Annotated in this window: 13 protein-coding genes and 1 tRNA gene; 4 read left to right on the top strand and 10 right to left on the bottom strand. The window is 43.3% G+C overall.

The annotated features are described in order from the left end of the window. Positions 1–182, top strand: a 182-nt coding sequence (locus VR862_RS09950) for a hypothetical protein (protein ID WP_324720814.1), incomplete at its 5' end; no start/stop codon positions are given. A 211-nt stretch (positions 183–393) separates the two neighbouring features. On the opposite strand, the gene VR862_RS09945 is transcribed toward VR862_RS09950, so the two are convergent. Further along, positions 394–475, bottom strand: a tRNA-Leu gene (locus tag VR862_RS09945). A gap of 293 nt (positions 476–768) precedes the next feature. On the opposite strand from VR862_RS09945, the gene VR862_RS09940 reads away from it, so the two are divergent. The 3 genes from VR862_RS09940 to VR862_RS09930 all read left to right on the top strand — a co-directional run bounded on the left by VR862_RS09940 (position 769) and on the right by VR862_RS09930 (position 4,874). After that, a complete protein-coding gene (locus VR862_RS09940) occupies positions 769–2,169 on the top strand; it encodes a dipeptidase (protein ID WP_324720813.1) in 1,401 nt (466 codons plus the stop codon). Positions 2,170–2,565: 396 nt separating this feature from the next. After that, positions 2,566–2,931: a BlaI/MecI/CopY family transcriptional regulator gene (locus VR862_RS09935; RefSeq protein ID WP_324720812.1), complete on the top strand. Its 366-nt coding sequence runs from the start codon at positions 2,566–2,568 to the stop codon at positions 2,929–2,931. 2 nt (positions 2,932–2,933) lie between these two features. After that, entirely contained in the window at positions 2,934–4,874 is a 1,941-nt protein-coding gene (locus tag VR862_RS09930; RefSeq protein WP_324720811.1) for a M56 family metallopeptidase, read from the top strand. A gap of 81 nt (positions 4,875–4,955) precedes the next feature. Here the strand turns inward: VR862_RS09930 and VR862_RS09925 are convergent, their stop codons facing one another. The 9 genes from VR862_RS09925 to hemW all read right to left on the bottom strand — a co-directional run bounded on the left by VR862_RS09925 (position 4,956) and on the right by hemW (position 14,578). Further along, a complete protein-coding gene (locus VR862_RS09925) occupies positions 4,956–5,531 on the bottom strand; it encodes a PhnA domain-containing protein (protein ID WP_324720810.1) in 576 nt (191 codons plus the stop codon). 652 nt (positions 5,532–6,183) lie between these two features. Further along, positions 6,184–7,896: a DUF885 domain-containing protein gene (locus VR862_RS09920; protein WP_324720809.1), complete on the bottom strand. Its 1,713-nt coding sequence runs from the start codon at positions 7,894–7,896 to the stop codon at positions 6,184–6,186. A gap of 57 nt (positions 7,897–7,953) precedes the next feature. After that, positions 7,954–8,955 carry a metal-dependent hydrolase gene (locus tag VR862_RS09915; RefSeq protein WP_324720808.1) on the bottom strand — a complete coding sequence of 334 codons (1,002 nt, stop codon included), beginning with the start codon at positions 8,953–8,955 and terminating at the stop codon, positions 7,954–7,956. A gap of 112 nt (positions 8,956–9,067) precedes the next feature. Next, entirely contained in the window at positions 9,068–10,840 is a 1,773-nt protein-coding gene (locus VR862_RS09910; RefSeq protein WP_324720807.1) for a MutS-related protein, read from the bottom strand. 8 nt (positions 10,841–10,848) lie between these two features. Then, on the bottom strand, positions 10,849–11,205 hold the full coding sequence (locus tag VR862_RS09905; protein WP_324720806.1) for an MmcQ/YjbR family DNA-binding protein: 357 nt from the start codon (positions 11,203–11,205) through the stop codon (positions 10,849–10,851). A 17-nt stretch (positions 11,206–11,222) separates the two neighbouring features. Beyond that, on the bottom strand, positions 11,223–11,612 hold the full coding sequence (locus VR862_RS09900) for a DUF4260 domain-containing protein (RefSeq protein ID WP_324720805.1): 390 nt from the start codon (positions 11,610–11,612) through the stop codon (positions 11,223–11,225). Continuing rightward, entirely contained in the window at positions 11,609–12,361 is a 753-nt protein-coding gene (locus VR862_RS09895) for a cyclase family protein (protein WP_324720804.1), read from the bottom strand. Before VR862_RS09895 ends, VR862_RS09900 begins: the two co-directional genes overlap by 4 nt. 590 nt (positions 12,362–12,951) lie before the next feature. Then, the gene (locus VR862_RS09890; protein ID WP_324720803.1) at positions 12,952–13,245 is read right to left on the bottom strand and encodes a GIY-YIG nuclease family protein; all 294 of its coding nucleotides are present in this window, start codon (positions 13,243–13,245) and stop codon (positions 12,952–12,954) included. Between the two features lie 205 nt (positions 13,246–13,450). Further along, the gene (gene hemW, locus VR862_RS09885; RefSeq protein WP_324720802.1) at positions 13,451–14,578 is read right to left on the bottom strand and encodes a radical SAM family heme chaperone HemW; all 1,128 of its coding nucleotides are present in this window, start codon (positions 14,576–14,578) and stop codon (positions 13,451–13,453) included. Between the last annotated feature and the right edge of the window lie 34 nt (positions 14,579–14,612).

The following is a 14,612-nucleotide window of genomic DNA, read 5'->3' as shown; positions in this document are numbered from 1 at the left end:
GCTCTCCATTTCTGAAGAGCTTTCTCTGTGCGGGCCCTTCGACTGCCGCTCAGGATAAACTCAGGACCCGAACTTTAATGGAATATTACAGGAAAGGATTTATGAAAAGTGGAAAAGAAAAAAAGCTCTCCATTTCTGAAGAGCTTTCTCTGTGCGGGCCCTTCGACTGCCGCTCAGGATAAACTCAGGACCCGAACTTTATGGAATATTACAGGAAAGGATTTATGAAAAGTGGAAAATGAAAAAAGCTCTCCATTTCTGAAGAGCTATCTGTGCGGGCCCTTCGACTGCCGCTCAGGATAAACTCAGGACCCGAACTTTATGGATATTACAAGAAAGGATATATGAAAAGTGGAAAATGAAAAAAGCCCTTCATTTCTGAAGAGCTTTTTGTGCGGGCGAAAGGACTCGAACCTTCACACCTTGCGGCACTAGATCCTAAGTCTAGCGTGTCTACCAATTCCACCACGCCCGCCTGCCTGGTATTTACGCTGTCCATGCCTTTCGGGAATTTCCCGGCGGGCACGCCCGCGTTGGTAATTTCAATATGTTTGCTTGTTGTAAGCGGATGCAAATATAAGTATAAGTTTGAATCTGCAAATAGGAAAAGAAAAAATTTTGCTGTCGACATCGAAAAATTTTCTTTTCCAGATGTGAGAGCTTAGATATCAGTATTGAGATCTTAAGGGTTTTCACTTTAAGTCTCACCTCTAAAATCTCATATCTGAAATCTATTTTTTACCTTTACTTCATACCAAAAATTTCAGAATGCAAGACATAAAAAATTACGTTGATGACAACAAAGAGCGCTTTATTGATGAACTGATAGAACTCCTCAAAATTCCGTCCATCAGTGCCGATTCCAAATACAAGAATGACCTTTTAAACACCGCCGAAGCCGTTAAGCAGAGTCTGCTGGATGCAGGGTGCGATGTGGCCGAGATCTATGAAACACCGGGTCATCCTGTTGTATATGGAGAGAAGATCATTGATAAAGAATTACCGACTGTTCTGGTATATGGGCACTATGATGTACAACCCCCAGATCCTCTTGACCTATGGGAGAGTCCGCCATTTGAGCCGGTGATCAAGAAGACCGAAATTCATCCCGAAGGTGCCATTTATGCAAGGGGAGCCTGTGATGATAAGGGCCAGATGTATATGCATGTGAAGGCTTTGGAATACATGACCAAAAATGACAAACTTCCCTGTAATGTCAAATTCATGATCGAAGGGGAAGAAGAAGTGGGAAGTGAACATCTGGGATGGTTCATTGAGAAGAATAAGGAGAAGCTGCAGAACGACGTGATACTTATAAGCGATACCGGCATGATCGCAAAAGAAACTCCTTCCATTACTACCGGCTTACGTGGACTGAGTTACATGGAAGTCGAAGTTACTGGTCCGAACCGTGACCTTCACAGCGGACTTTATGGCGGGGCGGTAGCAAATCCTGTTAATGTACTTGCTAAGATGATAGCCTCCCTTCAGGATGAGAACAACCGCATTACCATTCCCGGGTTCTACGATAATGTAAAGGAATACAGCGAAGCCGAAAGAGCAAAAATGGCCGAGGCTCCTTTCGATCTTGAAGATTATAAAAAGAAACTGAATATCGAAGAAGTACAGGGAGAAGAAGGATATTCTACTCTGGAAAGAGGTTCAATTCGGCCGACTCTTGATGTAAACGGAATTTGGGGTGGATATACAGGGGAAGGAGCAAAGACGGTGTTGCCTTCAAAAGCCTACGCAAAGATCTCTATGCGGTTGGTCTCCGATCAGGAGTGGAAAAGGATCAGCGAACTGTTCACCGAACATTTCACAAGTCTGGCGCCAAAGTCGGTTAAAGTAAAAGTTACCACCCACCACGGAGGGCAGGCTTATGTCACACCCATTGACACCCTGGAGTACCAGGCGGCCAATGATGCCTATGCCGAAGCTTTTGGAAAAGATCCTATTCCGCAGCACAGTGGAGGAAGTATTCCGATTGTTTCCCTTTTTGAGAAGGAACTTAATAGTAAGACTATTTTAATGGGCTTTGGATTGGATACAGATGCCATCCACTCTCCTAATGAACATTTCGGAATTTGGAATTACCTCAAGGGAATTGAGACAATCCCTCTGTTTTACAAACATTTTACGAAACTGAAGCAGGCGGAAAAAAAGTGATCAGTGGTCAGTGATCAGTGATCAGATTTTTTCTTTGAAATACTGGACCTCACAGGTTTTTAAGACCTGTGAGGTCTTTTTTTGTTCACCCCTGTCAGTGGTTAACAATCCTGACAGCGGGTGCAGTGCGGGTACGGGTGTAGTACAAGTACGTGTGCCGGTCGGAATGTGCGGATATCTTTTTCAAATCCGGGTACGGGTAAAAAATCTGGGTTTGAATCCGATTCAACGATCTAGAGCCCGGGTCCCGATTTGAATAAGAGGTAAGAAGTTAGCTTCTCGCTCAATACGTAACCCCCTCTTCTGGAAGTAGAATGCCAACTTTTCTTCCTCTATGTTTGTAGAATTAAATATTTATTCTACATTTGTAGATATACATCTAATCTTGTAGAACAAATGCAGTTATCCAAAGCCGAAGAACAACTCATGCAGATCCTCTGGAAAAAGGACAGGGCTTTCATGAAAGACCTTATCGAAGCCTATCCCGATCCAAAACCTGCCCAAACCACAGTAGCTACCTTGCTCAAGCGAATGCAGGATAAAAACTTTGTCGACTACAAACAATACGGCAGGTCAAGGGAATATTTTCCGCTTGTAAAGAAGAAAGATTACTTCTCCCGACAGGTGAACGGAATGATCAAGAATTTTTTTAACGATTCTGCCTCGCAATTTGCCTCTTTCTTCACCAAAGAAACCAATTTGAGCAAGGAAGAACTGGAAGAACTCAGAAATCTTATTGACCGGGAAATCGAAAACAAATAGCTATGGAAATATACCTTTTAAAATCGGCGGCCTGTATGGCGATCCTGCTACTTTTTTACAAGCTCTTGTTAGAAAAGGATGACATGCACGTGTTTAAAAGGATCTATTTGCTGGCAATTCCTTTTCTTTCCTTCGGAATCCCTTTAATTACTTTTCCAGAATATATCGAAATTTCTTCTGAAGTTCCTGTACCTACCGGAACAACAGAGAATCTGAATTTTTCAGAAAAGACTGCTGAATTTCCCATTTTTAAATGGTTAGCCATTGGACTCTATCTGTTCGGAGTACTCTTCTTCGGAAGTAGATTTTTTCTAAACCTGCAATCTCTTCTGAAAAAGGCAAAAAGAAACCCGAAAGTGAAAATTCCGGGTGCCATACAGGTGTTGTTAAAAGATAATATTGATCCCCACACCTTCTGGAGCTATGTTTACCTGAACAAAAACAAATTCGAGGAAAAACAGATTCCGAAGGAGGTGATAGACCACGAACTGGCACACGTAAGACAAAAGCACAGCGCCGATGTCATCTTTGTGGAGATCCTTCAGGTACTCCTGTGGTTTCTTCCTCTCGTTTACCTGCTCAAAAAAGCAATTAAGCTCAACCACGAATTTTTAGCCGATAAAGAGGTGCTAAAAAAGAATGATCCTCATCAATATCAACACCTGCTGCTTTCCCTTAGCTCAGGAAAAAATCCCGGTCTGGTCAATTCAATCAATTATCAATCAATCAAAAAACGATTTACAGTTATGAGAACAAACACCTCAAGAAAAATGATCTGGATAAAGAGTCTGGTATTATTACCCTTATTATCCGTACTCGTTTACAGTTTCAGCAGCAAAGAATTATTGATCAAAGAAAAATCTTCTTACGCAGAAAACAGACCTGAGGAAAAAGAAAAATTTCAGTCTGAGGATCTTGTAATTGCAGAAACCATTAAAATATATATCCCTGTAGCAAACCTGCTAGTCGTTAATGGGCATGAGATAAAACCGGAAGAACTCTCCGATCGTCTTAACCAGATTAATACCCATCTTTCTAAGGAAGTACGCAAAACAGTGGTGAGAGCTTTAATTACAGCTGAAGAAAAAGTTCCAATGGAAGTGATTTCACGGGTAAGAGAAAAATTATTTGAATATGGCGTCCACGCAGTATCTATTGAAAAAGCTGAATTAGTTTCTCCTGAACATCAGAAAGCTATAAATGAGGAATTAGATAAAATTGATCATTTGCAGATTCGGTATCAACAGCCTCAACAAATCCAGGAAAAAGCCACGCCCGAAATGGTTGCTGAATACAATGCCTGGGCAAAATCCTTCAAGGCTGAAAAAGGTGAAAAAGCCGTGGTTAAAGAAAAACTTGATCGAATGCGGCACATTTACAGCCTGATGACGGCAGAACAAAAGAAAAATTCCGAAACCTTTCCGGAAATCGACAGAAAAGACATCATCATTGTCCGGCAGGACCGCCAAAATAGGAATGCGGCAATACTGCGGGAACGGACAGAGGAAAGAGCGGCAATTAGAAAAAAAAGGGAAGAACTGCGGGAAGAAAGAAGAGAAGTGAGGCTTCAAAGGGAGCAGGCCAGAGCAGAAAAACGCGAACTTGTAATTGAGAGAAGGAGAATAAACGGTGAAATTCCTCCACCACCACCTCCACCACCGGCTCCTCCGGTTTCTAACGAGGGCGATATTCCAGTGCCACCTCCACCTCCACCTGCACCTGTAGTTGATGATCTACCCGCTCCACCCCCACCTCCACCATCTCCCGAAGAAGCAGTTCAAAAATGGATGGAAGAAGGCGCAGTGTTTTACCTCAACGGAAAAAAAGTTTCAGGTAACGAGGCACTCAAGGCAGTACAGAAAAATAATGGAAAAAATCTAAATGTGCAGGTCCGGGATGATGGCTCCGGGAAAACGGTAAGGATTTCCAATAATAAAAGATAAAATAACAAACCTCACAGATTTTGAAAACCTGTGAGGTTTTTAACGGAATAGTATAGACGCAGATATTCCGCGGCTTTGCTTTTATACTTTTTTCACAAATTTGGTAAGGATAACGATCTGCTGCCCATCCACTTTACCTTCTATTTGCCCGGGATGGTCATGAACTAAGGACACTCTTCTCACGGCTGTTCCTCTTTTGGCTACCATACTTGAACCACGAACGGGAAGATCTTTGATCAGCACTACGGTATCCCCTGCCTCTATGGTCACTCCGTTGCTGTCTTTATGTACTTCTTCGCCGCTAGTTTCTTCGGTAGTCTGTCCGGCTTTAGCCCATTCCAGCTGCTCTTCTTCCATGTACATCATATCGAGGAGATCCTGTGGCCAGCCTTCAGCTTTTAGTCTGTTGAGCATTCTCCAGGCCATCACCTGTACTGCAGGTACCGGGCTCCACATACTGTCGTTGAGACATCGCCAGTGATTGGGGTCTGTTTTTTCGGGATCTTCGATCTGTTCCTTGCAGGTGCCGCAAATGAGGATATGATTTTCTGCTCCTTGTGGAGAATCGGGTATGGCATATACCTGCAGGTCTTCTTTGGAACCGCAAAGTTCACACTGGGATCCGCTTCTTTGAAACAGGTCTTGTTCAAGGCTCATGGGAGAGAATTTTTGCAAATGTAGCTTTTTTGGAGAGATCGGCACGGATGGAAATTTTGCCGGCAATGAATAAAACATGGCTCGGTGCAACCTTCAAAGATCCTCCTGTTCTAGAATTTATTTAATTATCTCTGCATTAACCTAAGGACGTATAAATGACAAAAGAAGAAAAAGAGGACTTTGGTCTTTTACTGCTCATGAAACAAAATGATCCAAAGGATGAAATTTGCGAAGATGAAATCTTTAGTATACTTCAGTCTTGATTAAACTATAACAGAAATTCTAAGGCTGAAAGCCTTTAACTCGATAGCCCGGAGCATCGCTCCGGGGTGTTTTAAGTTGATCATCAGCCTGTAAGGCTGGCACGTTTAAAGGTGTCCTAAAGTCTCAGCCTTACAGGCTGAATATCATGTTGGACATTCATACCCCGGGCGTCACCCGGGGGCTAAGATGTTTAAGCCTTTCAGGCTTTATAAAAAAGGAAGGGCCGACTTAGATCTGGTATTACTACAATTAGATCCAGGCTTCGAAAACTCTTCTGTTCTCCCAATTACACAGTATGTTCTTTAGAGAATCATTAGATTTTTAATTACGGAAATTCCAGCTCAGTCTTGCCTCTTGGCTCTAGCAGCGAAGCGATCTTCCGTCTTTTTTATTTCCTTCCCCTCTCAATATACGCCTCCACCCGCTCCTCAAGAATTGGCAGCGTTACGGTTCCCTGCTCCAAAATCACCTCGTGAAATTCCCTGATGTCAAAGTCGGTTCCCAAAGTTTCTTCTGCTTTTTTACGGAGTTCGCGGATCTTCATTTCCCCTATTTTATACGATACCGCCTGCCCCGGCCAGGAGATGTAACGGTCGACTTCGGTGTTGATGTTGTGCATGGAAAGTGCAGTGTTAGAGCGTAAGAATTCCACTGCCTGTTCGCGGGTCCAGCCCATGGCGTGAATTCCTGTATCGACCACCAATCTGCCGGCGCGCCATTGTTCATAGGTCAGCTTTCCGAAGCGTTCGTACGGAGTTCGGTAGATTCCCATTTCTTCTGCTAAAGTTTCGGAATAAAGACCCCAGCCTTCTCCAAAAGCCGATAAATAAAAATTCCTTCTGAATTTTGGGATACTATCTCCCAATTCTCCATTTAGTGCAATCTGCAAATGATGTCCCGGTACTGCCTCGTGTGCAGTCAAAGCCGGAAGCACATAAAGTGGCCGGTTCGAAAGGTTATAGGTGTTCACCCAATAATATCCCGGCTGCGTGTCATCATTCGCTCCCACATACCTGCCGGTAGTATATTTTGGAGCAATAGCATCGGGCACCGGCGCAACTCCATAGGGTTTTCTTGGCAGCTTTTTGAAAAACTTCGGAAGCTGGGCATCGATGCGCTTGGAGATATCCCTCGCCTCCTTCAGCAGTTCTTCTCCGGTTTTTGCATAAAACTGCTCATCTGTCCTTAGAAAGTGGATAAAATCTTCAAAACTACCTTCAAAACCGACCTCCGCAATGATCTTTTTCATTTCAGCATTGATCCTCGCAACTTCTTCAAGGCCTTTTTGATGGATCTCTTCTGCGGAAAGATCTAGAGTGGTATAGTAATTCAGGCGGTTTTGGTAATAATCCCTGCCGCCTGGAATTTCTGATACCCCGATGCTCTTTCGCGCTGCCGGAAGATATTCGGTGTCAAAAAAGGTCTTTATCCGGCGGAATTGCGGAATCACCTTTGTCGCTACAGCCTTTTCAGCCGCAGCTAAAACCGAATCTCTTTGCTGCTGACTTAGTACCGGCGGAAGCTTCAAAAAAGGAGAATAATAATAACTTTCTTTTGGATCTTCGACCAGCTGGTCATTGTACGTAGCTTCATAACCCTCGAAAATAACAGCAGGCTGTAAAATGCCTTTTTTGATCCCCTTCCGCAGTAAAACCAGGTGTTGATCTACATAAACAGGCAAGGCATTTAGCTTGTTCAGGTAATCCTTTACCTGCTTATAAGTACTGAAATCCCGCACGTGGTAAGGCAGACTCACATGAAACCCGGCATCGGAGAGCAGCGGATTCAAATAAGCTTCATATTCATAGAAATCCGCCGTTTCCTGAAGGTCATACCTCAACAGCTCGGCAGAGATCTTAGCAGTTTCAGAAAGCTCATTTTTGTCAATCCTTTCCAGCTCCTTTAGCCTCTCCCGTGCAAATTTTGCCTGCTTTTTATAGTATTCTTCCGTATATAATCCTAGGGGATAAGCTTCCCGGTCATAACCTTTATGCTCATCTACTTTTTCGATCACCTGCCTAAGGGCTTCGGAAGGATTTTGACTCTGTACCTGGAAACTTGTAAAGACTAGAAATGTGAGGCTCCAAAAATGGTATTTCATGATCAGATTATTTGTTAAATGGTAAATATAAAGTTTCGCTGAAAATAACATCTGAAGCTAATTGCCTTTGATGCGCTGCCAAAGATCCTTAAGGATCTGAGAGGCATCTCCGGGCCGCTTAGGTTCTTCTTCTGCCCTTATCGTTCCATCTTCCGGAATCAACTTATAGCTGAAAGCAAAATTTGATCCTTCATCTGATGGATTCAGCTTTCCAAAGCGCAGATCATTGAAATAGAGAAATCCATCTTTTTCAGAAATGGTATACCAGCCTTTTGAGATCTCTATCAAGCGCTGCACATTTTTATCATTTTTGAGACTCCCCAGGTAGTGGTGATTTTTTGGAACCGCTTCAAACCTGACTATCTCCTCATCAAAAAAAGAGTAGTAACCTATTAGAAAATCATTTTCGGCTTCCGCATTTGCAGCCCACAAAATGGTATTCAAGGGTGTGGGACGGGTGTCGAGACGGGAATAGAAAATCCCCTGCCGCTCCAGGTCTTCCACGAATTGCTGGTGAGCAAAGAATTTTAGAACCAGCGTAAGCAGAAGGTAGGTTGTGCTGACGATCAATCCAAGCCGGTTAAATTTTGCTCTTTTTGGATCCTCTTTTTTTCGCCGCATCGCGAGGACAAGAAAAACCAGGAAAGGCAAAGTATATAATGGATCTATAACAAAAATACTCTTAAAGGCCAGCCTGATATCCAGCGGCCAGAACAACTGTGTGCCCCAGGTGGTAAAGGAATCCAGAAGGGGATGGGTAAATAAGCCCCAGAACATGAGCCGGGACCAGTCTTTCCAGCCCACCCCGCTCTTCCTCTCAATCTTTGAAATGAGCCAGCCAAAAACGGGAGCTGCTAAAACTGCAAAGACGATGGAATGTGTAAAGCCACGGTGGATCTCTATAGCGGTGATGGTATCGGTAAAATTGCTTGCAAGCGCATCAAGATCGGGAATAGTTCCCGCTATTGCGCCATACAGCATCGCTTTATTACCGACTTTCCTGCCAAGAACAGCTTCGCCTACCGCGGCACCGAGTACTATTTGAGTTAAACTATCCATGCATTCGCAAATTCCAAACTTTCAAATTCTAAATTCCAATTTTTTAAGAGACCTCACAGGTCTTGGAAACCTGTGAGGTCTTCTTCTAAATTCGTACTTCTAAAATCTATCTTCAATCCACTATTTCCATTTTCTTCAGCAGGAAAGAAGCATTCATATTCTGACAAATTCCTTTTTTGAACTGGTAATCAAAATTGAGTTCGTCGTTGATGATCTCGGCGTCGAAGTAGTAATTCTTCACCTGCGTCAGTTCTTCGGCCACTTCACAAAGGCTAAGATCGTGGGTGGCGATGATCCCTGTGGAATTTGAACCGATCAGTTTTTCTATGAACTTACGGGAACCAATAGCCTTGTCTGTACTGTTCGTACCTTTAAGGATCTCATCGAGAATGATGAAATATTTGTCGGTTTTGATCTCGTCAACAACAAATTTCAGACGCTTTAATTCTGAAAAGAAGTAAGACTCGTCATCTGTAAGCGAATCTGTGGTGCGCATACTCGTGATAAGCTTTATCGGCGTATAATGACAATAGGTTGCGCAAACCGGAAGCCCTACATTCCCCATCAAGATCTGCAGACTTACAGTTCTCAAAAATGTACTTTTTCCGGCCATATTGGCTCCGGTGATGATAAAGAATTGTTCTTTTTCAATTGAAAAATCATTAGCAATACGTTTTTTGGGATCCAAGAGCGGGTGTGCCAGCTGAGTAGCTTCAGAAATGTGAGAATCGTGATGCAATTCCGGAAAAACATAAGCAGGATGATTAAAGGAGAAATTTCCGAGGGAATTGTAGGCATCCAAAAATTCAATTACACGAAACCATTTTTGGACCACCTGTCCATGTTCCTTTATCCACTTCTCCAGTTTGTAAGAATAGCGAAGATCCCACAGCAGAAAACCATTGCCGAATACTCCAAAGATCATGTTGTTGCGCTGATCCAGGGAATCTATGGCCTTAGAAAATTTCTTCAGGATGGCCGAAGCCTTTTGTTTTTCTGAAGCTATCTGCTCTTTTTGAGCCTTAAGCAATTTTGAAGAGAAATTGGTGTTCTCGATCAATCCCAGCAGCTGATAGTATTGATGAAAAGTATCCTGCACCTTACTTACACTATTGGAAAGCAGGTTGATTCGCTTGAGGAAAAATCCGGTAATGAAAAGTCCGGCGAAGAACCAGATCGCCAGTTCTATTCCTCCAATTATATCCAGAAAAAAAGCAGTGATCACCACTCCGGAAATAGCAGAGAAAACCAGGGGCAACCATTTCATGAATCCCGGTACAAAGTTCCTGTAGGTATTTAGCCAGTTTATTATAGTAGCAGTTCTGCTTTCGGTCTTTACCAGAGTTGCCAAGGCAGAAAAATTCTGTCGCCAGTCGGCTTTTTCAGCCAGTTCCCTTATAGCTTGCTGCTTCAGGTCGATGTCGTTGATATCATTCGAAAGCAGCAGCTGCGCCAGCTTCTCCTTACCTTCCACCAGTGCTGAACGATTGAGATACTGAAAAAAGGAACCTCTTCCGAAGAGATCAATATCCTGACTGTAAGGGTGCAACGGATCGGCGAATTCTGCGCCTGTAGGCAAGTTGTGAAAATTCCGCTTTAGCACCTCCAGTTCGGTTTCATTGATCTTGATCAACTCCCGAAATTTATCCCGTTCGTACCGCAGATCTGAATGCCTGGAAACAAGAAATATAAAAATTGTGAGGCCAATAAGCAGGGAGGCTACAACCCAGGTGGCATCTCCCCAAAAAGCATAAACGGCATAGGCCATCGCCAGAAATACGAGCAGCCGCAAAAGGCTGGACAAGCCCAATTTACGGGATGCCTTGTGAAGATGAGAACGGTATTTCTCTATTTGTGAATTATAAAAAATTGCGGGATCCTGCATTTCTGATTTTATAGATTTTCTAGTTCCTGTTGGAGTCTCTTTGGAAGGCTTTGCACTACGAGATCATAAGAGTGGTCGATCAAATCGATCACCAGTTTTGGCGGAAGCATTTCGGTCTCAAGGCTGTTCCAGTGCTTCTTGTTCATGTGATATGCACCTTCAATATGATCGGGATATTCGTCTCTGAGAGCAATGGCTTTTTCCGAATCGCACTTGAGGCTCACCTTAAAAGGCACGCTCTCCAGTGCTCCAAGGGCAAACATTTTTCCCATGACTTTGAATACAAGTACGTCGGGACCAAAAGGCAGCTCCTCGGTCACTGCTTTTTTTGCAAGGCAATAATTTCTGAAGCCTTCAATATCCATAGCTCAAAGATAAGAAATCAGGAGAGCTGTGAATCTTTTTCGGACTTATTCACTTTTGGATTACCTATAGTACCTAAATGGGTAAATTTAAAACCGTCTTCATATTTAAGTCCGTAACCCAGAAGCCGGTCAAAAGCAGCATGAGAGAACATGATCACTCCAATGAGCTGCATTACAGGAACCATGAAAAAGAAACCTAAGAGATAAATCATGATCGCCACTCCCTTGTGATGGAAAAGGTTGTAAAGAAAAGCACCGGCTCTGTTGCCAAAAGCATAACCTGTCATTCCTAGATCGGGTGCGAGGAAGAGCACTAAAAACCACCACCATTCATAATGAAGGAAACCAAAAACATAAATTCCGAGTAGCAACATAGCCAGCTCCTCTAATTTTAAAGTTGTTTTCATATTTTTTCAGGTTTGTAAAGCACCGGTTTGCAGGGTGCAGCATCATTTTCGAAAGAGGAAGGTTGCAGGTTTAGAAAATAAAATCCGTCTTCTATGCGGGAAGGCACATACACAAGCTCCGTAATGGAAGCCTGTAATCGGGTATTTTTTGGATAGTTCCAGAAAGCCTTATGCGCCAGCAGCTTTCCCCCGTCTTCCTCCCTGTCCACAGAAGGCAGGTCGATCAATAAATGTTCTACGCCGCATTCGCGCAGGTAAACGGCAGCTTCTTCCTGCAGGTATGGCCAATTGGTGTGAGAGTAATGTTTGCTGCGTTTGGCGATACTATTTGGCAGCGTTCGTATGATTACCGCCTGTGCCTCTCCCTCCCTAAAATGAGATTCCAGCTGCTCCCTTGTGATCACCTCATCTCCGCCCGACTTTACCGGCTCTACAGATATCAACTTTGCTGGAAAGAAAAAGGTTTTTAAACTATCATTAATTCCGTGGTACTCCGACGTGATATGCCCTACACATTCGGTGTGAGTGGTGTGCCCGTGCGGATTGAAATAGACATTATTAAAATTCACAGACCCTCCTTTGCTCACTTTTCCCACCCAATTTCCTTCCTGCACCGGCTCTATCCTCGGCGCCTTGAGATACCATGCCACAGGATTCTTATCATCACCTCTCAGACTCAGGGAAATGTCCAGGGGTTTGGAGAAGTCGATTTTGTATTGCTGCTGATTGTATGTTATTATGGCCTGCATCTAATTTTAATCATTTTCAGTAAATATGATTTCAAATATAACTGACCCTGAAATAAATTCAGGGTGACGGGGTTCTTTATCTTTCGCCAACACCGTCATGCTGAACTTGTTTCAGCATCCTCTTAAGATTTCAGTTCGAATAGACCCTGAAATGAATTCAGGGTGACGATGCTCCCTGTTATTCTTCCACTCGTCATGCTGAACTTGTTTCAGCATCTCTTAAGATCTCAGTTCAAATAAACCCTGAAATCAAACTCAGGGTGACGGGGTTCTTTATGTTTCGCCAACGCCGTCATGCTGAACTTTTTTCAGCATCTCTTGAGACCTCAGTTCAAATAGACCCTGATTCAGGGTGGCGGGGTTCTGTATCTTTCGCCAACACCGTCATGCTGAACTTGTTTCAGCATCTCTTAAGATCTCAGTTCAAACCAACCCTGAAATCAAACTGAGGGTGACGCCAAACTTTCCACTCGTCATGCTGAACCTGTTTCAGCATCTCTTGAGACTTCAGTTCAATTATACCCTAAAATAAATTCATGGTGACGGGGTTCTATACCTTTCGCCCACACTCACTGAACTTGTTTCAGCATCTAATTTGGAGTCAAATCTTCAAAAAGATCCTTCAATTCAGGATTTACCTGTTTTATTAGATTCCACTTCCATTCCTTGTGCCAGTTCTTCAACTGCTTTTCTCTCATTATGGCCTGATCTATTGAAGTAAATTCTTCAAAATAAAGTAAATCCTTTATGCTGTACTTTTCTGTAAAAATAGAACCTTTGCCAGATTTATGCTCTACAATGCGGCGGTAAAGATTAGATGTTACTCCGATATATAACATAGATCTTCTTTTATTGGAGAGCATATAAATGAAGCTGTTTTTCATAAGTAATTTTTAGAACACGAGGACCCTGAAATAAATTCAGGGTGACGCAATATATAAAAGAGGCTCGTTGGGGTGACGGAGGGACGCAAAATACACCACGTTATTCTGAACTTGTTTCAGCATCTCCTTAAATTTCTAAGAAATAATTAACCATACTCTTCAACCCTGTCAGGGGTTTTAAACCCTGACAGGGTTATTTCTCACGCTACTCCTCCACCCAAAACAAGTCTGCAGCAATGCCGTCACTTAAAAATTTGCCCTTTTTGGATACCTGGAGTCGGTTGTCGTTCCATTCCAGCATTCCGGATTCCACTAATTTGGTAGCTTCTCTAAGCAGGTAATCCTTGAATTTTCTTCCAAAGCTCCTTTCTACTTCATCTACGGCAATGCCCCATTTGGTGCGCAAACGCGTCATCACTAGTTCATTGTAACGATCTGAAATCGAAAGCTTCTCAACTTCGGCCGGGATTTCCCCTTTTTGAAGCGCTTTGATGTAGAGGGTATTATTGCTGATGTTCCATTTCCGTTTGAAGCCGTCGAAGGAATGGGCGGATGGCCCTATTCCCAGGTATGCCTTTCCGAACCAATAGGCAGTGTTGTTGCGGGAAAAGAAGGCGGGTTTTCCGAAATTTGAAAATTCGTAGTTATCAAAACCTGCAGCGGATAAGGTTTCGATCAGGATCTCATACTGCTCCTTCGCCAGCTCCTCCTCTACCGGCGCTACCTTACCTTTTTCGATCATGCTTTTTAAGGCAGTTTTTGGCTCCACTGTCAAAGCATAACTCGAAATATGTGGTACTCCCAGATCCAAAGCGATCTTGAGGTTCTCTTTCCAGCGCTCATTGCTCATTCCCGGAATCCCGTAAATAAGATCAATGGAAATATTTTTGAAATACTGCTTCGCAAGTTTTATGGATTCAAGGGCTTCTTCAGCATGATGAGCTCTGTTCATCAGCCTCAGGTCTTCTTCAAAGAAGGACTGCACGCCAATGCTCAGCCGGTTGACCGGGGAAGCCGAGAGCATCTTTATCTTTTCTTCAGCAAGATCATCGGGGTTAGCTTCCAGGGTGATCTCGGCATCTGTGGTAATGGAATAGTTCTCATTGATTACCTGAAAGATCTGCGCCAGCTCTTCCGCAGAAAGCAGTGATGGAGTACCACCTCCCAAATAAATCGTCTCCACCTCATTTTTGATCTCCTCCTTCCGCAGTAGCAATTCTTTGCAAATCGCCTCCACCATCTCCGGCTTCTTCTTTACCGAAGTCGAGAAATGAAAGTCACAGTAGTGACAGGCTTGTTTGCAGAACGGCACATGTATGTAAATTCCAGCCATAGCTCAATTTGAGGATTTGGTAATTTGAGAATTT

This window comes from Salinimicrobium aquimaris (assembly GCF_035607535.1).
Classification (GTDB): Bacteria; Bacteroidota; Bacteroidia; order Flavobacteriales; family Flavobacteriaceae; genus Salinimicrobium.
Note: the sequence above shows the minus strand (reverse complement) of the source record. Positions and strands in the feature narration are given on the sequence as shown.

Coding starts and splice junctions, on each gene's coding strand:
- VR862_RS09940 (WP_324720813.1), top strand. CDS start 769: ATGCAAGACATAAAAAATTACGTTGATGACAACAAAGAGCGCTTTATT.
- VR862_RS09935 (WP_324720812.1), top strand. CDS start 2,566: ATGCAGTTATCCAAAGCCGAAGAACAACTCATGCAGATCCTCTGGAAA.
- VR862_RS09930 (WP_324720811.1), top strand. CDS start 2,934: ATGGAAATATACCTTTTAAAATCGGCGGCCTGTATGGCGATCCTGCTA.
- VR862_RS09925 (WP_324720810.1), bottom strand. CDS start 5,531: ATGAGCCTTGAACAAGACCTGTTTCAAAGAAGCGGATCCCAGTGTGAA.
- VR862_RS09920 (WP_324720809.1), bottom strand. CDS start 7,896: ATGAAATACCATTTTTGGAGCCTCACATTTCTAGTCTTTACAAGTTTC.
- VR862_RS09915 (WP_324720808.1), bottom strand. CDS start 8,955: ATGGATAGTTTAACTCAAATAGTACTCGGTGCCGCGGTAGGCGAAGCT.
- VR862_RS09910 (WP_324720807.1), bottom strand. CDS start 10,840: ATGCAGGATCCCGCAATTTTTTATAATTCACAAATAGAGAAATACCGT.
- VR862_RS09905 (WP_324720806.1), bottom strand. CDS start 11,205: ATGGATATTGAAGGCTTCAGAAATTATTGCCTTGCAAAAAAAGCAGTG.
- VR862_RS09900 (WP_324720805.1), bottom strand. CDS start 11,612: ATGAAAACAACTTTAAAATTAGAGGAGCTGGCTATGTTGCTACTCGGA.
- VR862_RS09895 (WP_324720804.1), bottom strand. CDS start 12,361: ATGCAGGCCATAATAACATACAATCAGCAGCAATACAAAATCGACTTC.
- VR862_RS09890 (WP_324720803.1), bottom strand. CDS start 13,245: ATGAAAAACAGCTTCATTTATATGCTCTCCAATAAAAGAAGATCTATG.
- hemW (WP_324720802.1), bottom strand. CDS start 14,578: ATGGCTGGAATTTACATACATGTGCCGTTCTGCAAACAAGCCTGTCAC.